Origin of the sequence: Flectobacillus sp. BAB-3569 (assembly GCF_002270355.1) — a bacterium.
Taxonomy (GTDB): Bacteria; Bacteroidota; Bacteroidia; order Cytophagales; family Spirosomataceae; genus Flectobacillus; species Flectobacillus roseus.
On record NZ_NJFZ01000012.1, the window covers coordinates 134,291 to 160,553 of the forward strand.

The following is a 26,263-nucleotide window of genomic DNA, read 5'->3' on the forward strand; positions in this document are numbered from 1 at the left end:
AGTTAATAATAAAATATTCGTCTCTTATGAAACCTATTGAGTTAGTCGTTTTTGATATGGCAGGAACTACAGTTACCGACCGCCATGAGGTAGAAGTATGCTTTATGCAAGCGGCAGCCCGTACAGGATTGAGTGTAACGCCTGAGCGAGTTTTGGCCTTACAAGGTTATGCCAAGCGACAAGTTTTTGAGATGTTGTGGGTAGAATTATTGGGTGAAAAGCATCCAGAATTGTCGGAGTATGTAGATATATCGTACACAGAGTTTTGCTCGATTTTGGAGGATCATTATCTGGAGCACGATATTTATCCGACAGAGGGTTGCTTAGAGATTTTTGAATATCTAAAAACTCAGGATATAAAAATTGCTTTAACAACTGGTTTCTATAGAAAAGTGGCCAATATTATCTTGGGAAAATTAGGCTGGCTTAAAGGTCTTGACCAACATTATAAAAGTGACGGAACAGGCATAATCAATGTTTCTATTACGCCAGACGACGTGCTCAAAGGTCGTCCCGAGCCATTTATGATTCAGAAAGCCATGGAGGTATTAGGTGTAAAGGATCCACAACGTGTAATTAATATTGGAGACACTCCATCTGACCTCAAGTCAGGATTGCGTGCTGGTGTACGTTTGTCTTTGGGTGTAACTAACGGTACACATACACGTAGCCAATTAAATATCCATAGAAATGATGGCTTATTGCCAAATCTATTGGCCTTGAAACCAATCATCGAAGAGATTTCAGAAAAGAGCCTTGTATCGTAATAGATAAAACTTGAGAGGCAAATAAGTATTAATGCTGAATTGTGAATGTAAAATTATGGTTGTCAATATTTTACATTCATAACTAGTACTGTACGAAGGATTATGGAAACTCTTTATTTCAGATATCGGATGTTGGATTTCGGAAGTATAATCTTCTATTTTCTAAAAATAAAGGTATTTTACTTTATTTCCGAAATCAGAAATTCCCAGTCTGTAAATGTTTGAAATCCTTCGTACAGCACTAATTCATAATTCAACACTCCTATTGCCCCTAAAATTATAACCAATGAAAAAATATGATTTGATTGTAGTAGGAGCAGGAAACCTTGGGACTTTCCATGCCTACCATGCTTTACAAATGGGTAAATCGGTACTGATGATTGAAAAAGACTCAGAGCCGATGGAAGCCACTGTGAGAAATTTTGGACAAGTAGTACCCTCTGGTCAAGCGCTTGATACTTGGTTTGAATATGGTCGTCGTTCTTTGGAAATTTACCAAAGTTTACAAGGTTTGACTGATATTACTGCCCGAAAAAATGGTTCGTACTATTTTGCTTCGGATGATGATGAGGCAAAGTTGTTGGAGGAGGCACGTGCTTTATTCAAAATCAGAGGATATGCTTGTGAGCTCATGAACAGAAAAGTTTGTTTCGAGCGTATGCCCATGTTACAAAACGAGTATTACAAGCTAGGGTTATTTTTTCCGAATGAGTTTTCTGTAGAACCCCGAACGATGGTGCACCGTGTGCGTGAAATTCTCATCAAAAAATGGAATTTGGATTTTGTAAATAATACTACCATCGTAGACTGTCATATCAAAAATGGGATCTGTGAAGTCGTGAGTGCTAAAGGAGAGAAATTTTATGCAGAGAAAGTCGCCATTTGTAATGGTCGAGATTTCAAAGCGTTGTTTCCAACCTTGTTTGAAAACAGTGGCATGAAGGTAAGTAAGCTTAATATGATGTCGACTTATCCTTTGAAAGATGTTCAAATAAAAGGAAATATCTTGTCTGGGTTGAGTATTCGTCGTTATGACAGCTTCAAATCTTGTGCTTCATATCCTCAAATTTCACAACCAGAATGGCAAAAGCCTTATAACGCTTGGGGAATTCATATTCTATTTAAACAAGCTTTCAATGGTTCAGTTATCATTGGTGATTCGCATGAGTATGCAGGGGTAAATGAAAATGCCACGCTTGATTTTGGTATTGATATGGACATTAATCAACTGATATTAAAAGAAGCACAGCGTATCATGAAACTCCCTAATTGGAATATTCAAAATTATTGGGCTGGTTATTATTCGCAAACGGCTGATGGTGGTATCTATGAGCATCAACTTGATAACAAAATTTATATTGCCACAGGAATCGGAGGGAAGGGTATGACTACTTCACCGGGCTATGCTGAAAAAAGGATAAATGAGATTTTTTCTCAGTAGAAAATACCAAATGATTCAATTATCGACAACAATTTAGAACTGTACGAAGGATTTCCAACTATGGCGGATTTGAGATTTCTGATTTCGGAAATAATGAAAAAACCTTTATTTTTTCAAAATATAAAAGATTACACTTTCTATATACCACATCCGAAATAGTCATTTTTAGAATCCTTCGTACATGGATTAGTTGTTGATTCAGTTTTAAAACTGTAAATAAACAAGACCAAAACTAAGTCTTAAACTAGTGATTGGTGATAACAGATATACTCCTATCAAATAAAAGCTCACTAATCAATATTACCAAATCATTACCAAGTCTTCCGATTTTCAAATCTCATTTAATATTCAATTAATCTTTCGTTAATCATGGGTTGAGTTTGGATTTTCACCTTTGTGAAAACAAATTTGAGAACCATGAATCAATTTTATACGCTACTTTTTTTACTCATATCGCTTGCCTCTCAAGCCCAAGATGGTGTCTTTTTGACAGCTGCGGATTTCATTGAGAATAAAGCCTTTAGGCCAGAAAACTCAAAAATTCACGAGCGATTTTCTACTGTTAGTTTAAAAAATCAGGGTTCCAAAACGATATACTCTTCTGAAAATGCCTTCGGGTATAAATTAAACGGAAGACAATGGCGTTTTACAGAAAATAAAACGTATGAAGTCGTTTCGACAGAAGGACTTTGGGTTTACAGAGTACAAAATGCTACAGATTTAAGTTCTTTTTCTTATTACTTCAGCGATGGCGCCTATGGTGATATAAAGCCATTGACAAGGCATAATATCAAAAAAAGTTTTTCCTCTAACCCTCAATTAATTGCAGTCATAGAAAAACTTGATTGGCGGATGGATTTATTTCAGCCTACTAATTTTAAAAAACTTCCTCTCATCTCAGCACTATTTGTTCAGGTAGCTTCGAAGAATAGGCTTCCACTTTAAGGTCTCGGGATCGCAAGTTATAAAACTAGAATATAAGGTTACAGATTCAAAAATCAAGATAAGACGCTCGAAACAATGCAATCTATTTGTCCCAAATAAAGGATATTCTAATCACCTCTTACACAAGAATTAGTAAAATAGCGACAACAAAAATAAATTTTCCTAGAAAGTAAAACCATCGGAAACAATTAGTATGAAGATTGTGTCTTATGCTGTGTAGGCAATTTGTATATTTGTTGTTATGAAGAAAACGTACTTTCCTGTTTTAAGCATTGCTGGTTCTGACCCTTCCTCTGGCGCAGGAATTCAGGCCGATTTGATTACCATTGCTGCCTTGGGTGGATATGCCTGTACGGCGATTACTGCCATTACAGTTCAGAATACCCTAGGCGTTAGCGGTATTTATCCTGTACCAGCACAGGCAGTAAGAGAACAGGTAGAGGCAATTTTAACAGATATAAAACCTCTTGCTATCAAAATCGGTATGCTACACCGATTTGAGATTGTAAAAGAAGTCATCGATATATTAAGTCAGTTTCCTAAAATCCCAATCGTACTCGATCCTGTGTTTTTATCATCCAGCGGACATCCATTACTGGACGAAGAAGGTTTACAATTGATGATAGAGCAACTTTTTCCTTTGGTCACTGTGCTAACACCCAACCTTACAGAAGCTAGTTGGTTATTAGGCAAAGAAATCAAAGAAAAAGACCAAATGCCTGAAGCTGCTAAGGAGCTTTTGAAATTTGGTGCTAAGAGTGTTTTGCTAAAAGGCGGTCATTTGGAAGAGGAAGTATTGTCAGATTGTCTGGTCAAATCTACTGGGGAAATCTTCTTTTTAGATCATAAAAAGGTAAATTCAAACAATACTCACGGAACAGGTTGCACATTATCGTCGGCGATCGCAGTAAACTTAGCACAAGGATTTAGTGTAGAATACGCAGTAGAACGAGCAACCGAGTACGTCATAAAGTCTATCGAAGGAGGAAAAGATTATCAGTTAGGAGGAGGAAATGGCCCTTTGAAGCATATTTAATCAGGATAAATATCTCGCATTTTTAATTGAGTGAGTGGTGATTGTGTGAGTGAGTGAGTGATTATTTTAAAATTTGTCTTCTAGCAGTAGAGACGCAATGATTGCGTCTTAAGCCGAGTGAAATCTAGCAATTATTCAACAAAAAAGCGGTCGAAAAACAGTTTTCGACCGCTTTTTTGTTGAATGTCCCGTGAGATATGACTTAACTTCGGTCGCAATTATTGAGTTTCTGCTGTTAGCAAATAGGTTCATTCAAAGAATTACTTATTCAATACAACCCGAAATGTTGAAAACCTCAGTTTTACAACTTCATACTTTTCAAACTCCGATTAAGACTCCGTACCGAAATGCCCAAATAGGCAGCCATTTCCTCCTTTGACAGTTGAATTTCTTGCTTTTGTTGAAGTTCCAGTAGCTTTGATAGACTGTGTTCTACCGTGTATAATTGTTGAAACGCTGCCCTACTTGATGTATTCACAATTCTTTCGGCAAAGGCTTCAAGTAATAATTTGTTTAGTTGTAAATCTTGCCCCAATAATTCTTGAAAATAAGGACTAGGAATCACAAGTGCTGAAACATCGGTGATGGCTTCTACGCTACACAAACAAGGCATCTGTCTGATACTCTCAATTTCTCCAACGATTTCACCTTTTCCCAAAAACTCTACAATAAATTCTTTATCATTTTCTTCGTTAAAAAAACATTTTGTAATACCACTTTGAATCAGGAGGACATTAGGAGTGGTTTGGTGCTGGAAAAGTAGTTTTTGACCTTTTTGAAAAGATTTTTGAAAAATATGACTCTGATTTCGTGGACTATCGTATATACCTTGTATGTAATCTAAAAACTTTTGATTGGTTCGTAACATCTTGCCTTGGGACAAATGTCCTTTTTAATGTATTTGCTTCTTAAGATTTTTGCAGAAGAAAAACAAAGTTAATAGAAAAGACCGAACGGAAGGAGCTATGAGCATCAACTTTGGTTTAAATGAAGTTTTCTAATTAACTGAAAAGTCAAAAATCTATGAAACAATTGATTAATCTTGAGGAGTGGAATAGAAAGGAGCATTACCTTTTTTTCTCAAAATTTGAAGAGCCATTTTACGGGGTAACCGTAAAAATAGACTGCACTATTGCCTATCAAAATGCCAAAGAAAAGGGACAATCTTTTTTCTGGTATTACTTGTACCGTTCTCTAAAAGCAGCCAATGAAATAGAAAATTTTAGATATCGAATCATTGACCATAATCCTTACTGCTTCGACATTATAAACGCTTCTCCAACTATTAGCCGTCCTAATGGTACTTTTGGATTTGGGCATGTTTATTATGATGAGTCGGAAGAACAGTTTTATCAAAACGCAAAGAATGAAATTGAGAGAGTTCATAGTACTACTGGATTAATGCCTGCTATCTCGGGTGAGAACTTGATTCATTACTCTGCCATTCCTTGGCTTGATTTTACGTCAATATCTCATGCAAGAAGTTTTTCTTTTCCAGATAGCTGTCCGAAAATATCTTTTGGTAAAATGACCGAAATAGATGGGCAAAAAAGCATGAGTGTTTCTATTCATGTGCATCACGCCTTGGTAGATGGATATCATGTTGGATTATATGTCGACCGTTTTCAGGATTTGATGAATGAGTTTTAGCGCATGAAGGTTGTTCGCCAACTATTATGGGGCATCCCAAATTGACTGATTATATTACTGTTGTGGAGACGCAATAATTTCATAGACTGAGGTACTATTTGAAAGATAGCATCAACAAAGGCGTTCGAAAAACTACTTTCGAACGCCTTAATGTTACTAATATGATAGACCTAAATTACTTTAAGACTCAACCCTTGCACCTCAATTACTTGAATACAAATGTTAAAATAATCACGATTCACTCAATTAGGCATGACTCGTTTTTTGTGAAATAAAATGATTTTCGATTATTGAGATAACTGCGCTTTCAAATCAAAAATCTTGTCCATTAGCAACCATTTTTCGCCAGGTTGTGCCATGGGCAATGCATCTTGGTATTTCCACATCAATTTTTCCCATTCTTGAACTTTTGGATTTTCGGCATCCATTTGTCCTTTTCTTTCGAATGAAAAAGAATCATCCACTTCCATAATCATAAATAAGCGGTTGCCCAGACGATAAATTTCCATTTGGGTAATTCCAGCACCAGCAATACTTTGCAATATTTCTGGCCAAACCGCTTCATGATATTTTTCGTACTCAGCTATCAACTGCTCATCGTCCACTAAATCGAGCGCTAGGGCAAATCTCTTATTCATGTTTTACTATTTTATGTTTGTTAACACGACGACAAATCGTGTAAAGTAGTCAAAAGTTTATTATTAAGTTAGTACGCAAAATAAAGTTTAAGATTGTGCTTTGAGCTTTCAGGTATCGGCTTTCGGCGGTGGGCTATGAGAAAAATGCATGTCCGTGGTCGTTAAAACATTTTAACACTCTTTGCCTTGTGCCTGTTGCCTTGTCCCTAACACACATAACTTAAATCTTATCCTGCACGATTACTTAATTTGGTCAATGCTTAAGATTGAATTTTAATCTCAGATTTTTAAGATCGTTCTTGGAAAATTTTAAATCCAAAATCAAACATCCCAAATCTACAATTATTAGTGTCCTGCATTTGTAATGGCACCCTTCGATGATTTTGTTTTCAAAGCAAAGAAAAGTACTACAACAAAACATGCCAATGGAACGATGTAAGCTGTTTGGATTGAGCTAATATCAGAAATACGTCCCATGATTACAGGGAAAATAGCGCCTCCAACAATTGACATAATCACTAGAGATGAACCCAATTTGGTTTGTGAACCCAAGCCTTGAATACTCAAAGAGAAAATGGTTGGGAACATAATCGACATGAAGAACTCAACGCCAATCAATGCATAGATGGAGGTAAATCCTCCAATCATAATGGCAACAGCCAAAAGACCGATATTGAAAATACTATAAACTGCCAACAAACGATTTGGGGCAATATATTTCATCAAGAATGTACCCAAAAAGCGTCCTAACATGAAACACAATAAGGCAAAAGCCAAATAGCCAGCAGCTTCTTTTTCGCCAATTCCTGCTGTTTTACCCAAGAAACGAATAAAGAAACTCGATACACAAACCTGTGCTCCAACATAAAAGAATTGCGCCAAAACGCCCAACATTAAGTTGGTTTGCTTGAAAATACTGCCTTTTTCTGTTGCGCTATTTTCGTCTGAACTTTCTTTGATTTCTGGCAAATTTGTTTTCCATAAAATCGCAGCCACGCTTAAAACCACTAATCCAATAACGATATATGGGATTTGAACGCTTTGTGCTTCGTGCGTCAAAAGTGCATCTATCTCGCTGCTCGACATAGTCTTTAACTGCTCTTCTGAAATGGTTGTGTCAGTCAAAATAAAGAACTTGCCTGCTAATGGCGCCAATGAAGCCGCCAAACCATTGAAGGATTGAGATAAATTTAATCGCTGCGTCGCTGTATGCTCATCACCCAAAACTGTTACGTAAGGATTTGCTGCCGTTTCGAGGAATGTCAAACCACTGGCGATGATAAACAATGCAAAAAGGAATAAGCCATACGTGCGTGTTCCTGCGGCTGGGTAAAATAAAAATGCTCCTCCAGCAAAAATCAAAAGACCAAGAATGATTCCTGATTTATAACCGTATTTGTTCATCACCAAACCCGCTGGTATGGCCATCACAAAATATCCAACAAAAAAGGCAGAATCAATAAAGGCTGACTGAAGGTCGGTAAGTTGACAAGCTTTCTTTAGATGTGGAATCAAAATTGGGTTGAGATTGTGTGCAAATCCCCACAGAAAAAATAATACTGTTATTAATATAAAAGGGATTAAATAGGATTTCGTTGTTTCGTTTGATTTGGGCAATGCCATAAATGTTTGATTTAAGTTATTTAACTGTTGTCAAAAGTCAATTTTTTAGAAAAATACTCATACCGTAGAAATATGAGGCATTCCTTAATTGAGTATGCCTAGGCACTAGGCAACAGGCACAAGGCAAAGAGTGTTAAACTGTTTTTTAGTAACGATTGATATGTTTTTGCTAAATGCCCATAGCTGAAAGCCGAAAGCTAAAAAATCAAATTTGATTTTACACACTAACTTAGTAGAGACGCAATGCTTGCGTCTAAAGAGGTATAAATTCGAAAAATAGTATTAAACGTGATTCAATCGCAATTCTCGAATTAAGATTGTTTTCAAGTTTTCATCAAAAAAGGGGGCGAAAAATATTTTCCGCCCCCTTTTTTGATGAAAACTTAAGAGATTTCAATTGACTTTATAAGCAATTATTACATCAAGACCAGTAAAATCTACACTAAAATAATCACTCATTCGCTAAATCACTCAACCACTCAATGTGATATTTACTTTTCATGTTTAGGGAAATTAAACACAGAAGAAGTAATGATCGGAATCGCAAAAATGGCTACAGTCAATATAGAAATATAAGAATCGGCAGTTTCGCCTTCCATAAAATGACAGAATGCATTGTCTGGGTACAAATGACATACGGCTGAAAGTGCCAATTTTAATCCTAGCACACCAATTACCACAAAAGCCGAAGTTTCGAGGAAAGGATATCGCTCCATCAAGCGTACAAATGCCTGAGCTACAAATCGCATTGCCAAAATTCCTATAAATACACCAATCCAAATAAGATAGATGTTATCTGTAAAGGCTACTGCAGCAAAGACGTTATCAATCGAAAATGCCAAATCCATCACTTCGACCATGATAACAGTTGACCAGAAGATACCGAAGCGACCGATTGTATGTTTGTAAACCCAATTTTCTTTTTTATTTAAGGTATCATCCTCATGCTCTGGAGTTTTCTCTGTTTTGAAATAATCATAGCACAAATACAAGAGATAGAGTCCGCCTAGTGGTTTTAGCCACCAAACTTTCACGAGCATAGCCGCAAACAATAAGCAAATACCACGGAATATGTAGGCTCCAATGATACCATATTTTAAGGCTTTTTCTCTTTGTTCTTTAGGCAAGTCCATCACCATGGTTGCCAAAACAGCGGCGTTATCTACTGATAATAAGCTTTCAATTAGTACAAGGTTTCCAATAATCAAAAATGCTTTTCCTAAATCATCTCCAAGGATGTGATGCAATAATTCCATTTTGTCTGTTTAATTTTTTTTTCAAATTTAGGGATAAAGAGGTCTAAAAATGCCCTGAAAAGGTATTTTCTTTTTAACGGTAAAAAATGATGTAAATGGTTATAGATATTTTCTATGGTTTTGATAGGTTATTTTCTAATTCTAATAAATTACTAGCATAGAGTAACTCTCATGTATTGAGTTCGAGAGTAATAATGTAGTTTTTCCGCGCTCAATCAAGTTCGTAATAACAAATTTAACATTGGTAATATTGGGATAACAATAAGTTCAATCATGTTTAATCGGTAGGTAATATTGCGGTTAAATGACCGACTTACTTTTGTGCCATCATTCAAATAGAAACGCAGGAATAAACCACTCAACCCAAAATCGTTTCTTAATCAATTCCAATATGAGGCACAAATTACTTTTTACTGCACTGTTATTCTTATCTAGTTTTACTTTTTCGCTTGCCCAACAATTTGGCACTATTCGTGGTACCATCAAAGACGCCGTTACCAAGGAGGATCTTGTAGGAGCAACCGTAATCATTGAAGGACAAAACAAAGGGGCTGCGGCTGATATCAATGGATTCTTTTCCTTGAATAGAGTTCCAGTTGGTACACACACGTTGAAGGTTTCGTTTGTTGGTTTTAATGTTAAGGTGATTGAGAAAGTTCAAGTTTTAGCTGAGAAGGTAACAGAAGTAAATGTTTTACTTCAAGAAGAGGGGTCAACCTTAAGTGAGGTAAAGGTTGTTGGACAGAAACTTACAAACACCGAAATTTCAGTAATATCAGAAATTAAGGCAGCACAACAAATCGTAAGTGGTATTTCTTCTGCTCAAATCGGAAAAACACTTGACCGTAACGCTGCTGAGGTAGTGAAACGTGTACCAGGCGTAACTATTTTTGGCGATAAGTTTATTAATATTAGAGGCTTAAATGAGCGATATAACAGTGTAATGCTCAATAATACCTTTACACCATCAATGGAAACAGATGTACGTTCATTTTCATTTGATATCATTCCTTCTAACCAAATTGACCGTATTTTGGTATTTAAAAGCCCTGCTGCTGAACTTCCTGGTGAATTTGCAGGGGGTGTTGTGAAAATTTTCACAAAATCAATTCCTGAACAAAACAGCATTACCATCGATTTTGGAGGAGGTTACAGAGATGGTACGACTGGAAAAAACTTCTTTTCTCCACAACATGGTTCAAGTTACTGGACAGGTTTCAACGATGGTTATAGCGATTTACCAAAATTTTTCCCTGCTACACGCCAAGAGTTGATTAGCGCTAACCCAACTCGTTTGCAACAAATTGGTCAGTCTCTCAAAAATAACTGGACGCCTGTTCAATCTACAGCCTTACCTGATCTGAGATTTACTTTGACAGGTGCATTCAAAATTGAAAAAGAAAAATATAGAATCGGTAATATCACGGCGATCAACTACTCAAATACAAGAACGCTTTTTAATATGGCTCGCAACGATTACGGATATAGCCGTATTCAGAGTACTGGAGAACCAGATCCTATTTTTAACTTTCAAGACACTCAATACAGCAACGCCATTCGTTTGGGTGTAATGCACAACTGGGCAGTGAAATTTGGTGAAAACCATACGATTGAATTCAAGAACTTGTTTAACCAAATGAGTAATTCTCAGTTTGTAGACCGTGTTGGTTTCGACAACGGTACAGATTGGAATATCCGTTCATTTGACCAAATCTACCGTGGTATTTATACAGGACAATTGGTTGGTAAACACCAATTTAACAATAAAAACACACAAGTTGACTGGGTAGTTGGTTATAACCAATCTTTCCGTGATCAGCCTGATTACAAGCGTTTTAGATATAATATTGCGAATGGACAAAGAACTTTGTTAGTACCACAAGGAGCAGCCCAAACCTTCAACTTAGGTCGTACTAACATTATCATGGACGAAAATGCTATCACTGGTGGAGTTAATTTAGTACAGAAAGTTGTTTTGCAAAAAGGAGCGAAGGCTGAAGATAATAAAGAGTTAGAATTGAAAGCAGGGGTTTACACCGAAGTAAAAGAGCGTACCTTCAAAGCTCGTAACTTAGCTTACGTACAAGCTAACAGTTCGTTATTCAATATTGGTAATTTACCTATCGAGGAAATTTTCGCTCCACAAAATATTAACAGTACCAACGGGGTGAAAATTGACGAACAAACTAACCCGAATGACTCATACACCGCTAATAACCATTTGTATGCCGCGTATATCTCAGGAAACTATTCTTTAACGAAGAAATTCAACGTAATTGCAGGTTTGAGAGTAGAAAACAACGCGCAGAAATTGAATTCATTTGACTTAGTAGGCGCACCATTGAATTATAATAATACCCAGACATCGTTGCTTCCATCTGTAAACATGACGTATAACTTTTCTGAAAAAGCTTTGTTGCGTTTAGCATACGGAAAAACCATCAACCGTCCGGAGTTTAGAGAAGTTGCACCGTTTTCATTCTATGATTTCGTAAACAATCGTAATATTTCAGGGAATCCTCAGTTGAAGAATGCTAATATTCACAACGTAGACTTCAGATATGAGTACTATCCTACACCAGCAGAAGTATTGAGTATTGCAGCATTTTACAAGTACTTCGAAACGCCAATAGAGGTGGTATTTGCGAGTGGTTCAAACCCGAACTTGAGTTTTGATAACGCAAAGAGTGCATACAGTGCAGGTATTGAATTAGAAGCAAGAAAATCATTGGAAAATGTGTCAAAATCTCCATTTATTCAAAAACTGAACTTAGTGTTTAACGCTGCGTTTATTCATAGCCGTGTGTCGTTGAATCCTTCTACTGCATCTACTCAATCAGATAATCGTCCATTGCAAGGACAATCACCATATATTGTCAACGCAGGTTTGAATTACAATGATACTAAGAAAAACCTACAAGTAAACTTGCTATTCAACGTGATCGGCAAACGTATCTACGCAGTAGGTAACAACTATGGATTTGCGTATCCAGACTGGTACGAAATGCCAAGGAATGTTGTTGACTTAACTTTCTCAAAAGGTATTGGTAAAAACTTACTAATTAAAGGAGGTATTACTGACATTTTAAACCAGACCAACTACATCTTACAAGATGGTAATCAGGATAATAAATTTGATAGTCAAGAAGACCAAGTGATTCAATCTTACAAACCAGGAAGTGTGTATTCGCTTGGTGTAGTTTATACAATTAAATAATAGTTAGCTAAAAATATTCAGTCTTCAGGTAAAGAAATACACAAGATTTTTACCTGAAGACCCAAAGATAAAATTTGTAAAATTTTCTGGCATAGCTACTTTCTTTCCCTAGATATTGGTGGTATGTCTTTTTTGAAACACAGGCAACAGTACTTTTTGCCTTTATAAATCATTCAATTTTAAACACATAATTTTACCAAAAAATGAGACTCTTCAAAATGAATGTAGTTAAGGTATTTGCCTTAATGCTCTCAATGGCTGTTTTGACAAACGCTTGTAAAAAAGACGAAGAAATTGGACCAGCTCCAACTTTAACTGTAGCTTCTAACTTGGCTGGTACCCCTGGTACTACAGTTCAATTGAAAGCTTCTATCAACGCTCCAGAAGGTATCAAAACTATCACTGTATTGAAAAACGGTGCTGCGTTTGATGTAGTTACAAAAAATGGAGAGAAAACTTTCGAATACGCAAAAGATTACCAAATCGACAACCTTTCTGCAAACTCAGTAGTAAACTTTACAGTTTGGTAACTGATATGAAAAACCAAAACTCAACTTTGACAACTTTGCCAGTTACTGTTACTGCTGTTCCACCAAAAACTATTGTTGAGGTAAAAGGTACATTAGAAGGTAATATCACTTGGGATGCTACAAAAATCTACAAATTGGTTGGTTTTGTAAGAGTAGGTGAAGAAGCTACTTTCGGAAGTATCACTAAAACAGCTACTTTGACAATTCCTGCTGGTACAGTAGTAATTGGTGACCGTGCTACTAAAGGAGGATTGGTTGTGCAACGTGGTTCTAAATTAATCGCAAATGGTACAGCTTCAAATCCGATTATCTTTACTTCGGAAAGAAAAGTAGGCGAGCGTGAAGCTGGTGACTGGGCTGGTATTATCATTTGTGGTAAAGCGCCAAACAACTTGCCTGATAATGCTAACGACAGACAATTAGAAGGTGGTTATGGTGGTTTCCACGGTGGCACAGATGCAGCAGATAACTCTGGTTCATTGAAATATGTTCGTATCGAATATGCTGGTGTACCAATCAACCCGAACCAAGAGGTCAACTCTTTGACAATGGGTTCTGTAGGTAACGGAACTACAATCGACTACGTTCAGGCTTCATTTGGTTTGGATGACTCGTTTGAGTGGTTTGGTGGTACAGTAAACTGTAAACACTTGGTAGCTTACAAAGGTTTGGATGATGACTTTGATGTTGATAATGGTTACTCTGGTTATGTTCAATATGGTATCGGTATCCGTGGTACTACACAAGCTGACCAATCTGGTTCAAACGGGTTTGAAGTTGACAACGATGCTAACGGCTCAAACAATACTCCTTTTACTTCTGCAATTTTTGCTAACATGTCAATCATCGCTAAAGGAAACGCTGAGACTTCTATCTCTACGTTGTTCCAAAATGGTGCTCAATTGCGTCGTAACAACAAATTGAAAATCTATAACTCATTCTTTACAGGTTATCCATACGGTATTTATATCGATAGCCAGAGAGGTAATGCAAAAGCTAATGCTGCTAACGGTGATATCGTATTGCAAAACATTGTATTGGCAGGTGTTGCTGGCTGGGGTACTAATAACTGGGGAACTGGTGCTGCTACAAACCCAAGAGGTGTTCCTGTATCTGATGTAGAACAAACTACTGCTGCTCCAGCTATTTTGATTGGTACTCAAACGCCTTCAGATTGGTTCAAAGCTCAAACTGGTAACAAAATCTTGACAGATTTCTCTAAAACTGGTATTAGTTCAACATTGTGGTCAACAGGCCGTCCTACATTTACTTTGACAACAGGTACTGCTGAGTCATTAATTGGCTACAACTTGCCTTCAACTCTTCCTTCATTCTTTGATAGAACTGACTATGTTAGTGCATTCAAAGATTCAGATTGGACTGCTGGTTGGACTGAATTTACTCCACAATCAGTTGTTTACATCAAGTAATCTGAAATACTAAAGTTTTCAATAAGAAAGTAAGTACTCGTGCAGAATAAGATTTAAGTTATGTGTTTAGGGACAAGGCAACAGGCACAAGGCAAAGAGTGTTAAAAAGTTTTTTATTCACGATAGATATGTTTTTGCCGAATGCCCAAAGCTGAAAGCCAAAGGCTCAAAAATTAAATTTTATTTTGCCCACCTACTTAGTACATCCCGAGTCGAATACTTTGACTCGGGATGATTTAAACAAAAACCAATATGAAACATTTATTTGCCTTCACATTTATCCTTTTATTCTTCACACAATGCGGTTCCAAGAAAGAGCCTTTACAGTATTTCTCTGAAAGTGAAAGAGATTCTTTACTGACAGATATGATTACCTATGTGTATGTTCCTGCGCCATATTCCAATAATCAAACCAAATTTGAAGCTAAGTACAGACCTTTCTACATTAAAAGTTTACCTAGTTTTTATCTACAAAATTACTTCGAGGCTGATAACGGATATGCTTACTTTTTTATGATTAGACCAGTAGGGTCGAGTCCAGTGTACCGAAGAGGTGTATTAGGAAAAATGAAATTAGACCCAAACACACATAAGATTACTGAGTTTGAAGAAATTGTAAATACCCCACATATGAAAGAGGAGGAGGTAAAAGAAAAAGGACAATTTCTTTTTAATAAATTGATTGAAAGAGGAAATGTAGATGAGTATTTGGGCATGAATCAATACATTCAATGGCCAGATAGCACTTTAAAATATGACAAACCTACCCATACGTGGGTAAGTGTTGGAAACTTTACTATTAAATAAACTATGTAAGGGCAATTCCCTCACCTCTGGTGGGGGAAAGTCCAAATGGATTTTCATATTGGTGCAAATAAGCAAAGGTCATGGTAATCATCATGACCTTTCTGGTTTTGGGAGGGTTTAAAAAAATGAGAATTTTGCTTTGAGATATAATTTAAAATAGTCAATTTAAGCATTGCTATGCTAACCGAGTAAATAGGCATAACCTCAAACCTCTTTTAACTGTATTATAGCTTTTCACCAAAATGTTAATTGCTTTATGGAAACCTTAACTACTATCCTGATTGGCGTGGCCAGTTTCTTTGCACTTTGGCTAGGTCTTGCTTTGTTGATGAAAACCGAATACACCGTTTCTCGCTCGGTAATTATTCAAAAACCCCTTGAATCGGTTTTTTCGTATCTGAAATTGCTCAAAAATCAAGACCACTTTTCTGTTTGGGCCAAAATGGACCCCAATATGACCAAAACCTACAAAGGCTCCGATGGTCAAGTGGGTTTTGTATCGGCATGGGATAGTCCTATGAAGGATGTAGGGAGTGGAGAACAAGAGATTTTGGAGATAGAAGAAAATGTAAAAATTGTTTCAGAATTACGGTTTTTGAAACCCTTCAAAGGAGATGCTATAGCCCAGATGAGTGTCAAAAATGCTGGAGACGCTCAAACCAAAGTCTATTGGCAATTTCATGGCAAAATGAAATATCCCTTTAATTTGCTCTTAGTATTTTTAAGAATTGATAAAAAAATCGGTGGAGATTTGGCAATGGGGTTGCACAGTTTGAAAGAGATTTTGGAGAAATGATCTTGCATTTTGCCCTCGTTGGAGATAAACCATATAAACATTAAAAGTTTGGAGTCTTAACTGACCATTTTGAAGCTTTTTTAGTTGGTCGATTTGCTGACGCGAGTCTTGTTGGTGAAAAACACCAACAAGGGCGGGAAGTCTCGAACTAGGGAAGAACAGTCCTCAAAAAAATACCCCCAAACACATTATGTGAATGGGGGCTTTTTATTTAGGGTTGGTAATTAGGTTTAGATGTAAATAATATTGAGCCTTTCAACTAGTAGTTATTATGCATTCCAACCTAACAGATATACTGTTATCGAATAACAATCAACAACTACTGAATTTTGAATGGAAGGAACCAATTTTCCTTGTTCATCAATCTAGATCTAACAGCTTCTGCATTAGGGTTATTTGACTTACGAAGTTTGTCATAAACCTTATCTGCTAAAAATGAAGGGTCATTTCTTCTGAGAGCCACACGAACCAAATCTCCCCAACGATGTCCTTCAAAAGCTAATTCCAAAGCACCTTCTTGTATGATTGAGTTTTCGATGGACAATGTACTATCTCCCTCCACGGTATTACTTCTGACCATCGCACGACCGCGAATTCCTGTAGCTAAGTGCCATGATGAACGATAGCGAGTAGGAGCATCGCCATTTCGAGCATCAAAATCATAAGGAGGTGAATCGAAGGTATTCATCAGGTTAGTTTTATTCGAAATAGCAGTGTTATTATAAGTACTCGCTACGCCTGCATTTACCAAGCATAGGCCAACTTACGACGACCGTCACGATTGGCAGCCTCAGCAAATTTTAAGTGAACATTGGCAGCACGGTTCAAAAACCAACGTCCGTTTTTCTCTTGCAAACTTTTTCCGACTAATGAGTAAATAGAGCCAGAAGAGTTTGGGTTCATGAAATTGTACAAATACTTGAATACGACTGGATTACCATTGATGTTTTTGTAAGACATTACACCACGTGCATCGTACGCAAAATTGTTGGTTTGTGTTTGTCCATTCCAATAATCAATTGCTGTTTTTGAGGGTTGTAATAAATACTTTCCTCCAACATTTGAGAACAATTCTACAAATGGATTTTCAGGCAAAAATTTGTTATCGAATGGCAACAACCACAACCATTCAGGATCACGGGAAATACTTGAAGTATTGGAAGTACTATTAAAGCTAGTATTCGAACGGTCACGTGCAAAAATTGAGCGCCAGCCTGTTGTATTATTATCCAATAAGTTATTAACATCGTTGATATCAGAGTTATAACTTACTGCAATTGGTCCCATTCCTGATGAAATTTGTCCTCTTGTAATTTTGTATAAATGATACCAAACGTTAATATCAGTAGCTTCAAAACCCAAACGGTCGGAAGTAGTCATGATATACTTATACATCGATGCCGCCTTAGTATACTGCTGGTCCCAAAGATACAAATCACCCAACAGCAAATGCTTCTGAATGAAAAAAGTAGTGGGTGAATACCCATCTACATTGGCCGAAACCAAGGTGTTATCCAAGGTATATGGGTCGAGATAGCTGGCAGGAATAGCTTCTAATTCTTTAATCAATTCTTTGACAATATCAGCCAAAGGTACACGAGCTTTGGTTGCCAAAGCTTTGACATCATTTACTGTTTCTACACTTTCAGTCACATAGGGTACGCTTCCATAGTGGATACCCAACTGAAGATAAATCCAACTACGAAGAGCCAATACATCCGCCGAACGTTGGTAATATTCTGCGCGTTTGATTTTGTTTTGATCTAGCATGATTTTGAAGTTTTTCAAAATATCATTACAGTTCAAAATTACCTCATAATAGGCTCTAGGGTTGGCATATTCGTTGGTTTCAGAAACGGCATGAGCATTGATTTCTCTAAGCGACAAATCAGCATTGGTTGTTACATCCAACAAATCTCCACGCAATTCATTGAGAATTACATATTGTTTTGCTAGAGTAGAGAATTTACCATAAAGACCAATAATGGCAGCATCTGCATCATAAATGTCACGATACATCTGTTTGGTACTTAATGCTTCCTCTGGTGCCAAATCGAACATTTTCTGACAACCTGACATACCCAAAAGCACGCCAGTAGCTAGTCCAATGTTCAGCGTTATTTTTCTTATCGTTGATTTCATTTTTTGTCAAATTAAAATTTTCCCAAAAGGTATTAAGGTTACAAACCGAGTTTTACGCCCAAATTGAAAGATTTTTGAATCGGTTCAAGCGTATTATCAACTCCCTGACCAATTATAGAATTGGTAGCACTAAACTCAGGGTCATAACCCAAGTATTTGGTGAATGTCAGTACATTGTTGGCATTAGCATACACCGTTAAGTATTTCAAAATACCTTTGTCAACATTGAAATTGTACGATAAGCCCACAGAGCGAAGACGGATATAAGAACCATCTTCAATCCATCTACTTGAGAAACGGCTATTTTGCAATGGGTCACCATAGGTAGCTCTTGGGATATTTGTCACCTGACCATTGCCTCTCCAGCGACCTTCCACAGCGCGTGATTGGTTGTTGTAAGAATCCCCCGACTCGATGTTGCGACGAGTATAGTTGTACACATCATTGCCAGAAACAAAACTTACCAAAGCATCCAAAGTCCAGTTTTTGTATACAACACGGTTGGTGATACCACCATAAATAGTAGGGTTTGGATTACCTAAAATGGTACGGTCTTTATCATCGATAATTTTATCACCGTTTAAGTCAGCGAATCTTGCATCACCGCCTTGGAAAGCACGAAGTGTTCCATCTGGTAAACGAGTTTGTAAACCTTCAGCAGTTGCTTCAGCATCAGTTGCATATACTCCTTTGTAGATGGTTCCGAAGAAAGAGTTGGGAGCATCGCCTACACGAGTAACAATATTTCCAGCTCCGATATTAGTAACGATGTCAGCGTTGCCGTTAGGTAATTGGTCGATAGTAGACTTGGCGTGTGCAAGGTTTACGCCCAAATCCCATTTTACTGAAGACTTGTTTAATACCTTGAAATTGATACTCGCTTCAAAACCTTTGGTCGTCATAGCGCCGCTATTCGTTAAGGCATATCCTAAACCCGCCGTAGTAGGAAGTACTTCCGCTACAAGCATGTCAGAGGTTTTGTTTTGGAAAATATCTACGCTCAAACTGATTCTTTCTTTCAAAACCGCTAGATCTAAGCCTAAGTTAGATTTTGCAACAGTTTCCCATTTCAAACTTGGATTCGCAATATTTCCGCGAACCAATCCTTGTAAACCCAAAAGGTTTTGACCTACGTAAAACTGTTTTGAAGAATAGTTGCCGATGTCATCATTTCCAACTCGACCAATCGAACCACGAAGTTTTAATAAATCAAATGGGCCATCGGCTAAAAATGGCTCAGCTGAAAGCAACCATGCTGCTGAAAGAGATGGCATAATAGCGATTGGAGTTCCTCCCACTTTGAAGGTTGAAGCTTCTTTTCCAAATCTTGAAGAAGCATCCATTCCAATGTTCAGGCCCAAGAAATATTTGTCAGAATAGGAGTAGTTTACCGAGCCATAGGTATTCAGCCAGTTGTACGTTCCAATACCTCCTTCAATATTGTTGTACAGTACCAATCCATTTCCAACACTAATCAATTGGTCAGTAGCAGAGTTATATGCCAATAACTTATCTTGTTCTACTCGTGAACTGATAAATCTTACCCCTAAACGAGCCGATAATTCATGAACATTTTTGAAAGTTTTATCATAACTCACAAAAGTTTCATTTGAAATATTGAAAAGACGTTTGGTTTGTGAGCTCAATTGGTTGAGTGCCAAGGTGTTTTTCAAAGTGTCAGCTACCAAACCATAATTAGGAATGAATCTGTTTTCTTTGATTTTGTCAAAAGTAACAGCAATGTTAGTTCCTACCTTTAGATTTTCATTGAAGGCATATTTGAAATCTAATACTCCAAAAAAGCGATATGCTTTATTGCCACCCAAAGTGTTTTTAGCCGCTACAATCGGGTTGCCAACATTGAAAATATCATGATCTGCATAATCAGGAGAAAAAATCCCTTGAGATGATACACGATAGTCCGTCAAAAATGGAGCCTTTACCAATGCTAGATAAATTGGGTTTGTTTTAGAGGCAAATCCAAAATCTTTGGTTTCTGCTTCATTATAGGCAAAACTCAAGTTGGCAGCAGCAGTAAGTTTACGGCTCAGGTTCATGTCAGCGTTGAAACGAGTGCTGTATTTCTCCAAAGTCGAACCAATAACGCCATTTTTATTACTCAAATAGTTGACAGAAAGGGCATATTTGGCAATGTTATCTCCGCCTGTTACTTTCAAAAACATATTGGTAAGCGGACTGCTTGCATATACTTTCTTTTGCCAATCGGTATTGTTATGATAGGTATAATACTCTGGATTTGAGGTATTATCGTTCATATATGGCAATGCCGAAATCTGATTACTATTCAATCCCTGACTTGACAACAAATCGGAAAGGTAGCTTTTGTAGCCATTTACGCCCATTACTGGCAAGCCTTTTGGAGCCATATTGACGCCACCGTATAGCGCAAAATCGATTTTAGTTCCTAATTCTTTAGCTCTAGAAGTTGTAATCATAATTACACCATTGGCGCCTTTTGTTCCATAAAGTGCCGCTGCGGAGGCGTCTTTCAATACCGAAATATTGCTAATATCTCTGATGTCGATATAGCTTAAAGGGTTATCGAAATAATTGCTATTTAACGAGCTTCCGTAAATTCCTGAATCATAAATAACGTTGTCAACCACAATCAAAGGACGATTGCTTACTTGAAGAGAGTTGTAACCACGAATCGTGAAAAACGAACCTATATTAGTTGAACCAGAAAAGCGAGTGCTATTTAAACCTGCAATTCTACCTTGCAGATAGGTATCAGCAGATTCTGTTAGTTGAGACCACGCCTCTGCTGCCGCAGAGGAAGCTACTGCTCCTAAAGAACGCTGCTCTGAAATAGCACCCGTTGGGAGGGTAATATTACTTTCTGTTCCTAATACATCTTGCAAGTACACATTGAACTGGGAGCGTTTTGCTACAGGTATCTCGACAGAAACAAAACCTGGGCATTCAACATTGACGGCTACCGATGAACTTGGAATGGTTAACTTAAATTTACCATCCTCTCCAGTAATTGTAGAGGTCATATTTTTGTAAAAAACACGAGCCCCTAATACTGGCTTTCCAGTAGAGGTACTGATAATTACCCCACTAACTTGAGTGTTGTATTGCACTTGCACTTTGACCACTTCCGTGGGCTTTTTTTCCTGTGCAACAACATCGAAATGTGCGAGCATAGTCCCATAAACCGTCAGTGCCATGAGGGTTACTTTGGGAATTGCTGCGAATGGATTTTTGATATATTTCATGGATAAATGTCGTTATCGTCAAATGAGTTAGTTCCTTTTAGAATGAAGGAACTAATTTGATATAGTCCAAACTCATGGCATTGGTACCATTGGCAACCAAGTACATATTAAGATTTCCGAAAGAGTTCACCGTATATTCTCCGAGCAACTGTTCTGTGTAGTTTTTCACAGGTAGTGCCGCAGTTGGATAGGCAAAAGTGGTCGAACTCAAAGACGCCATGGCTAGCTTTTGGTTAATGTTAAAGGTTGCTGCCTCTGCCACGGCGGTATTAGTGTTGTACAAATCATTGATAACCACCCAATACACTTTGTATTTGATAGATGGCACATCGTTGAGCTGATAGCGTAACCAAAAACCAGCGTTTCCATGACCAATAACTGAGACCGAGTTTGAAGTGAGATTAGTCACAGGGTTCAAACGGTTGCGAACCGCAATGACGGCCGAACCTATTGAAACAGGCATACGCTCTACAAAGTTTTCTCCTTCGACGACTAGGGTAGGGAACTTCTCCGTTGGAATAACTGTGATTTTGTCCAACACATAAACTACACCATTACTCACTTTTACCGTTTGACTAATTGATGATTTATCAATGGTAACATTTACGCCAAATTTTGATTTTAAAACAGATGGAATTTGATCAATTGTATAATTTCCTTCAAATACTAAATCTTTAATCGTCGCAAATGCTGATTGACGATAGGTACTATCTGTAGTACTTGTTTTGAAGTATGGTTTCAACTTTTCAACCTCTGCTAAAAATGATGCGTCCCTCAATTGGAAGTAAGTATATTGTTTGGATTCTAAATTGAGGTCATATACATTTTGGGTGAAAGCATTGACCGTTTCAAAACCTGTTCCTGGGCGATAAATCGGCTGACCCGTCGTGGCACTAATACTGTCGATAGTTGCTTTACTTGCATTGAATACCTGAAAGGTCAAGTTGGCAATTGCCGTATTTTGTGCTGAGCCAGTTTGGTTTGCGCTGATGTATTTCCACAAAGATGGCAATACCGCAATTGGTTGCGAAAGCGTATGTAAAACACCATTACTTGCGAAAGCATTTGCAGAAGCAATCGTTGCCGAACCTAAGTTTGTTTTACTCAATGTGTAATACTTGCCATTTACCATTTGTAAAGATTCAGAAGCAGCATCACTTACAGGTACATTATGGCTCATGAGGGCAATATGATTCCCTACAAATGCTTTCAATTGTGCAGTATCATTTAAAATAGTTGTGCTCAATCCATTCAAAGCGTCATTGCTTGGTGCAAAAACAGTATAATTGATTGAGGAGCCCAACACTTTATCATAGCCCGTTTTGATTAATAAATCCTTAAAGGTGCTCAGATTACCTTGTGTGCTAATCTGCTCAAAAAGGTTTTTCCCCAATGATTCGCTGGGAGAAACTAGGCGGTCATCCCAATTTTTGCAGGCGACCATCCCCAAGCTCCAAACTATGAGAAAAAGGACATATATATTTTTTGAACGCATTTTTTTACAAGTTAAAATGTTGAAAAATTATTCATTAATCAGCGAGCCGTCAGGTAAATGGCGAGGAGAAAGCTGATTTTGAGTAACTGGGATAAATTGAATCATGTCGATGTTGTTTGGTGAATGCGTACCATTGATGGCTTGCAATCTAAACATGTGTCTGTCAGTGGTTTTGATGTCCACAGTTCCTAATAATCTACCTGCCATATTGATGTCAGTGCCTGGTGCCATATAAATTTTCCAACCTAATGATTCCAATTCACCAGCCCCAAGATTAGGTACTTGGTCGATAAATAAGAATGGTCTTGTTAAAACCTCGCCATCGATAGCTCCTGTACAAGTGATGGTAAAACTGTTAGAAGTACGTTGACGACGGTAACACATCCATACCTTATAGCGACCTTTAGGGATAATAGGCGTTCTCATATCTAACCAAAGGTTACGGCTCGGCACACCCATTGGGACTTGTAAGTAATCACGTTTTGCTACGTTGGCGGCACCATCGTACACATACACAGGAGGGAATGAGGCATTGGCCCATTGTATATCTTGAATAACTGTACCTACAGGGAAACTGTAAGTTCTTTTTCCATAAAATGCTGAAAGTTTTTTCAATTCAGGAAAATCACAAACATCCCAGTCGATTCTTATTGGAAGACGCAATTTGATATTGTAATGACCCGATGCAGCATGTAATACACCATTAGTTGCTGTATTATCGCTTTCAGTACGCACCAATTCAATACCTGGCTCACGTACACCATTGAATACGTCATCATTCATGAGAATAGTTTGACCGTCTAATTTTGAACTTACTACGGTAGGCTCGGTACTTACTTTTGTCAAATGTGAACTTGCCGTAATAATATCTCCGAGGTATTTGGCACCTACCAAAATATGGTAGGCAACATAGATATTCAAACTGTCGGATTTTAGTTTTGGGTTACCTGTCTGAGAAAACCTTGCTTTTAATTTGGCAAAATCTGTATATCCTGCTTTACTCAAAACAGTATTGGACTCAGCAATTAGTGTGGTAAATCTTTTGTCTAAATTTTCATTCAATACATTCAAACTATCATAGTAGCCAGTTTCTTTCAGTGCTTGTACAAAAATGGAATAGTTCGAGTTGGCGGCTACTAATTCTGCAATTGATTTTGTAGCTGGTGTCAATACAGCATCCACTGCGTGCAACATCCCGTTTCCAGTTTTTACATTGGTTTCGATGACATTCGCTTGACGGTTGAGCGTATAACTTGAGCCCGTAGTAGCGTTGCTTACACCCGACAAAAGATATTGTCCGTACATGGTTACCAAAGGAAGTTTCCCATCTTTGAAAGAACTTGTTGTCAAGGTATCTCTGATTACATGAAGCTTCACAATGCCTTGAGCTTCTTCTTTTGTCAATGTTGTGGCTTGCTTACCAACAGCACTCAAGTATTTCTGAACCGCCTGATTGTTTGGTGCAAACATGGTGTACGCGCCATAAGCATCTAGGAAACTATCGTAACCTGCTTTTTCTACAATTTTAGCAAAATCTCCATATTTGTCAGGATACTTTAGGAGGTAACTGTAAAGGTTGGCATCGCCAGTGGTTGTTTCAACGATAGTAATATCTGCACATCCCCACAGGCCGAGTCCTAACATCATTGTTAGGATAAATGCCGAAATTGATTGTATGATATTTTTCATAATCTCAATGGAATTTTTTGTGAGTGACAGACGCATTATTTATAGAATGGATTTTGCACCAATAATTTATTCGTTTGAATTTCGTATTGGAAAATCGGTAAATAATGGCTGTTAGGGTCTTTGATTTTAGCAATGGCTGATTGTTGACGTTCAGAAGGAACACTTCTAGCCGTTAGGTTGACCAGCAAATCTATTCGTTTGTAGTTGGCTCGTTTGGCATTTCTTAATACATCAAACCAACGCTTTCCTTCAAAGGCAAATTCGCGAGCTCGCTCGTCCAAAATATAGTCGAGTACTCCACCCACACCATCGATATTAGCTGGGTCAGGTGATTTTTCAGTTTGAACGATAGCCCATGCTCTTGTGCGAATTTGGTTAACAATAGCAAGGGCTTCTGAGCCTCTATTCAACATGGCTAATGCTTCAGCTCTCATTAACAAAACATCGGCATATCGATACAATACTATATTAAATGGTGTTTCGCCAGCGGTACGATCGTATTTTCTAATAACCCCAGTGGTCATGGTTAAAGATGACTCATCTGCACGTGTGTCAAAATTGGTTGGGTCAAGTAAATCCTCCGAAAAGATTTCTTCGTTTACGTAAGCAGAAGCTTGGTAACGTCTGTAGGCAGAAGAGTTTCCAAGTCCAAAAATGGCAAACATCGGATAATTCGTAATCCCGAAACGAATGGTATAATCGCTGCCGTAGGCTAATTCAAAAATCCCTTCGTTTGAGTTACCTGAACGTACCGTGCTGAACCAAGCATTGCTACGAGTGGCAGGGTTAGAAACCAAACCAAATTTGGCGCTACTAATCACCTTATTGGTGGCTGCCAACGCTTCAGTTGGCTTCTCCATCCACAAATACACATCAGCTTGGAGGGTGTTTATCATGTATTTTGTCACACGACTGTGATCTTTTTCTTTTGTACCATAGGTGGTTGGAGCATCAGGCTCAGCTTCGAGTAAATCTTTCTCTATTTGAGCAAGAATGTCTTTTTGAGCTGATTTCGCAATTGGGACAATTTCATCATCGCTGCTGGTTGCTGTAGTTTTCAAGGGAGCATCGCCATACAAACGCACAATGTAAAAGTACATCCAAGCACGGATGGCTTTTGCCTCCGCCACATGCGCTTTTAAGGCCTCTGGCGTATAGGTTTTATCTTTGTCAAGAACCGTAGGCGCAAACGTAATAACAGTATTACAATAGTTGATAATTCTGTAAAAATCTCGCCAGTCGGTTAAGGGATTGGTTGGCAAAATGTTTGAGTTGAGAATATCTAATTCGTTGTTTGTGATACGAAAAGAAGGACTAATCATATCGGCACGAATTTCACCCAGCACGAAAGCTTTTTCTGGAATCACATCAATCACTGATGCGTAAATACCGCCAACTGCCGAAGCAACCTGTTCTTTATTGTTCCAAAATCTATCTTGAACAATACCGTCTTGTGGTCGCAGTTCTAACCAACTATCACATGAGGTAGTTAGCAAAAGAGCGCTGAGGGCGATGGTTTGTATAAATACTTTTTTCAACATTTTTCTATAAAATAAAGG

The 26,263-nt window shown here is 37.7% G+C and carries 20 protein-coding genes; 10 read left to right on the forward strand and 10 right to left on the reverse strand.

The annotated features are described in order from the left end of the window. Positions 1–26: 26 nt before the first annotated feature. The 4 genes from BWI92_RS12855 (at position 27) to thiD (ending at position 4,189) form a co-directional block, all read left to right on the forward strand. Complete coding sequence (locus tag BWI92_RS12855) at positions 27–767, forward strand: HAD hydrolase-like protein (RefSeq protein ID WP_095163663.1); 741 nt, start codon at positions 27–29, stop codon at positions 765–767. A 286-nt stretch (positions 768–1,053) separates the two neighbouring features. Beyond that, the gene (locus BWI92_RS12860) at positions 1,054–2,208 is read left to right on the forward strand and encodes a TIGR03364 family FAD-dependent oxidoreductase (RefSeq protein ID WP_095163664.1); all 1,155 of its coding nucleotides are present in this window, start codon (positions 1,054–1,056) and stop codon (positions 2,206–2,208) included. 417 nt (positions 2,209–2,625) lie between these two features. Then, entirely contained in the window at positions 2,626–3,153 is a 528-nt protein-coding gene (locus tag BWI92_RS12865; protein WP_095163665.1) for a hypothetical protein, read from the forward strand. Between the two features lie 241 nt (positions 3,154–3,394). After that, positions 3,395–4,189, forward strand: coding sequence for a bifunctional hydroxymethylpyrimidine kinase/phosphomethylpyrimidine kinase (thiD, locus tag BWI92_RS12870; protein ID WP_095163666.1), 795 nt, complete (start codon positions 3,395–3,397; stop codon positions 4,187–4,189). Positions 4,190–4,490: 301 nt separating this feature from the next. Here thiD and BWI92_RS12875 read toward each other — a convergent pair whose 3' ends face one another. Continuing rightward, the gene (locus BWI92_RS12875) at positions 4,491–5,057 is read right to left on the reverse strand and encodes a Crp/Fnr family transcriptional regulator (RefSeq protein ID WP_095163667.1); all 567 of its coding nucleotides are present in this window, start codon (positions 5,055–5,057) and stop codon (positions 4,491–4,493) included. 155 nt (positions 5,058–5,212) lie between these two features. Between BWI92_RS12875 and BWI92_RS12880 the strand changes: the two genes are divergently transcribed. Continuing rightward, positions 5,213–5,839, forward strand: a complete 627-nt coding sequence (locus BWI92_RS12880; RefSeq protein WP_095163668.1) for a chloramphenicol acetyltransferase — start codon at positions 5,213–5,215, stop codon at positions 5,837–5,839. Positions 5,840–6,126: 287 nt separating this feature from the next. On the opposite strand, the gene BWI92_RS12885 is transcribed toward BWI92_RS12880, so the two are convergent. From BWI92_RS12885 to BWI92_RS12895, 3 genes are all read right to left on the reverse strand, one after another. Beyond that, a complete protein-coding gene (locus BWI92_RS12885; RefSeq protein ID WP_095163669.1) occupies positions 6,127–6,477 on the reverse strand; it encodes an L-rhamnose mutarotase in 351 nt (116 codons plus the stop codon). Between the two features lie 345 nt (positions 6,478–6,822). Further along, a complete protein-coding gene (fucP, locus tag BWI92_RS12890; RefSeq protein ID WP_095163670.1) occupies positions 6,823–8,100 on the reverse strand; it encodes an L-fucose:H+ symporter permease in 1,278 nt (425 codons plus the stop codon). 491 nt (positions 8,101–8,591) lie between these two features. After that, complete coding sequence (locus BWI92_RS12895) at positions 8,592–9,356, reverse strand: TerC family protein (protein ID WP_095163671.1); 765 nt, start codon at positions 9,354–9,356, stop codon at positions 8,592–8,594. 391 nt (positions 9,357–9,747) lie between these two features. Between BWI92_RS12895 and BWI92_RS12900 the strand changes: the two genes are divergently transcribed. From BWI92_RS12900 to BWI92_RS12915, 5 genes are all read left to right on the forward strand, one after another. Beyond that, positions 9,748–12,573: a TonB-dependent receptor gene (locus BWI92_RS12900; RefSeq protein ID WP_095163672.1), complete on the forward strand. Its 2,826-nt coding sequence runs from the start codon at positions 9,748–9,750 to the stop codon at positions 12,571–12,573. Between the two features lie 203 nt (positions 12,574–12,776). Then, the gene (locus BWI92_RS28210; protein WP_229363014.1) at positions 12,777–13,103 is read left to right on the forward strand and encodes a hypothetical protein; all 327 of its coding nucleotides are present in this window, start codon (positions 12,777–12,779) and stop codon (positions 13,101–13,103) included. 5 nt (positions 13,104–13,108) lie between these two features. After that, complete coding sequence (locus BWI92_RS12905) at positions 13,109–14,533, forward strand: Ig-like domain repeat protein (RefSeq protein ID WP_229363016.1); 1,425 nt, start codon at positions 13,109–13,111, stop codon at positions 14,531–14,533. A gap of 252 nt (positions 14,534–14,785) precedes the next feature. Continuing rightward, positions 14,786–15,340, forward strand: a complete 555-nt coding sequence (locus tag BWI92_RS12910) for a hypothetical protein (RefSeq protein ID WP_095163673.1) — start codon at positions 14,786–14,788, stop codon at positions 15,338–15,340. Between the two features lie 256 nt (positions 15,341–15,596). After that, a complete protein-coding gene (locus BWI92_RS12915; RefSeq protein ID WP_095163674.1) occupies positions 15,597–16,136 on the forward strand; it encodes an SRPBCC family protein in 540 nt (179 codons plus the stop codon). A gap of 319 nt (positions 16,137–16,455) precedes the next feature. On the opposite strand, the gene BWI92_RS12920 is transcribed toward BWI92_RS12915, so the two are convergent. From BWI92_RS12920 to BWI92_RS12945, 6 genes are read right to left on the reverse strand one after another with little or no spacing between them, the layout of a single operon-like run. Further along, the gene (locus BWI92_RS12920; RefSeq protein WP_141234774.1) at positions 16,456–16,824 is read right to left on the reverse strand and encodes a RagB/SusD family nutrient uptake outer membrane protein; all 369 of its coding nucleotides are present in this window, start codon (positions 16,822–16,824) and stop codon (positions 16,456–16,458) included. 56 nt (positions 16,825–16,880) lie between these two features. Further along, the gene (locus BWI92_RS12925; RefSeq protein ID WP_095163676.1) at positions 16,881–18,278 is read right to left on the reverse strand and encodes a RagB/SusD family nutrient uptake outer membrane protein; all 1,398 of its coding nucleotides are present in this window, start codon (positions 18,276–18,278) and stop codon (positions 16,881–16,883) included. 38 nt (positions 18,279–18,316) lie between these two features. Beyond that, a complete protein-coding gene (locus tag BWI92_RS12930) occupies positions 18,317–21,520 on the reverse strand; it encodes a SusC/RagA family TonB-linked outer membrane protein (protein WP_095163677.1) in 3,204 nt (1,067 codons plus the stop codon). Between the two features lie 37 nt (positions 21,521–21,557). Continuing rightward, entirely contained in the window at positions 21,558–23,015 is a 1,458-nt protein-coding gene (locus BWI92_RS12935; protein WP_095163678.1) for a fasciclin domain-containing protein, read from the reverse strand. Positions 23,016–23,042: 27 nt separating this feature from the next. Next, on the reverse strand, positions 23,043–24,704 hold the full coding sequence (locus BWI92_RS12940) for a fasciclin domain-containing protein (RefSeq protein WP_176464415.1): 1,662 nt from the start codon (positions 24,702–24,704) through the stop codon (positions 23,043–23,045). Between the two features lie 35 nt (positions 24,705–24,739). Beyond that, positions 24,740–26,245 (reverse strand): RagB/SusD family nutrient uptake outer membrane protein, encoded by a 1,506-nt coding sequence (locus BWI92_RS12945; protein ID WP_095163680.1) that lies wholly within the window; start codon positions 26,243–26,245, stop codon positions 24,740–24,742. Between the last annotated feature and the right edge of the window lie 18 nt (positions 26,246–26,263).

Excerpts from the sequence above, each read along its gene's own strand:
- BWI92_RS12885 (WP_095163669.1), bottom strand. The coding sequence starts at position 6,477 with ATGAATAAGAGATTTGCCCTAGCGCTCGATTTAGTGGACGATGAGCAG.
- BWI92_RS12895 (WP_095163671.1), bottom strand. The coding sequence starts at position 9,356 with ATGGAATTATTGCATCACATCCTTGGAGATGATTTAGGAAAAGCATTT.
- BWI92_RS12930 (WP_095163677.1), bottom strand. The coding sequence starts at position 21,520 with ATGAAATATATCAAAAATCCATTCGCAGCAATTCCCAAAGTAACCCTC.
- thiD (WP_095163666.1), top strand. The coding sequence starts at position 3,395 with ATGAAGAAAACGTACTTTCCTGTTTTAAGCATTGCTGGTTCTGACCCT.
- BWI92_RS12860 (WP_095163664.1), top strand. The coding sequence starts at position 1,054 with ATGAAAAAATATGATTTGATTGTAGTAGGAGCAGGAAACCTTGGGACT.
- BWI92_RS12900 (WP_095163672.1), top strand. The coding sequence starts at position 9,748 with ATGAGGCACAAATTACTTTTTACTGCACTGTTATTCTTATCTAGTTTT.
- BWI92_RS28210 (WP_229363014.1), top strand. The coding sequence starts at position 12,777 with ATGAGACTCTTCAAAATGAATGTAGTTAAGGTATTTGCCTTAATGCTC.
- BWI92_RS12935 (WP_095163678.1), bottom strand. The coding sequence starts at position 23,015 with ATGCGTTCAAAAAATATATATGTCCTTTTTCTCATAGTTTGGAGCTTG.
- BWI92_RS12925 (WP_095163676.1), bottom strand. The coding sequence starts at position 18,278 with ATGAAATCAACGATAAGAAAAATAACGCTGAACATTGGACTAGCTACT.
- BWI92_RS12945 (WP_095163680.1), bottom strand. The coding sequence starts at position 26,245 with ATGTTGAAAAAAGTATTTATACAAACCATCGCCCTCAGCGCTCTTTTG.
- BWI92_RS12910 (WP_095163673.1), top strand. The coding sequence starts at position 14,786 with ATGAAACATTTATTTGCCTTCACATTTATCCTTTTATTCTTCACACAA.
- fucP (WP_095163670.1), bottom strand. The coding sequence starts at position 8,100 with ATGGCATTGCCCAAATCAAACGAAACAACGAAATCCTATTTAATCCCT.
- BWI92_RS12865 (WP_095163665.1), top strand. The coding sequence starts at position 2,626 with ATGAATCAATTTTATACGCTACTTTTTTTACTCATATCGCTTGCCTCT.
- BWI92_RS12920 (WP_141234774.1), bottom strand. The coding sequence starts at position 16,824 with ATGAATACCTTCGATTCACCTCCTTATGATTTTGATGCTCGAAATGGC.
- BWI92_RS12855 (WP_095163663.1), top strand. The coding sequence starts at position 27 with ATGAAACCTATTGAGTTAGTCGTTTTTGATATGGCAGGAACTACAGTT.
- BWI92_RS12880 (WP_095163668.1), top strand. The coding sequence starts at position 5,213 with ATGAAACAATTGATTAATCTTGAGGAGTGGAATAGAAAGGAGCATTAC.
- BWI92_RS12915 (WP_095163674.1), top strand. The coding sequence starts at position 15,597 with ATGGAAACCTTAACTACTATCCTGATTGGCGTGGCCAGTTTCTTTGCA.
- BWI92_RS12940 (WP_176464415.1), bottom strand. The coding sequence starts at position 24,704 with ATGAAAAATATCATACAATCAATTTCGGCATTTATCCTAACAATGATG.
- BWI92_RS12875 (WP_095163667.1), bottom strand. The coding sequence starts at position 5,057 with ATGTTACGAACCAATCAAAAGTTTTTAGATTACATACAAGGTATATAC.
- BWI92_RS12905 (WP_229363016.1), top strand. The coding sequence starts at position 13,109 with ATGAAAAACCAAAACTCAACTTTGACAACTTTGCCAGTTACTGTTACT.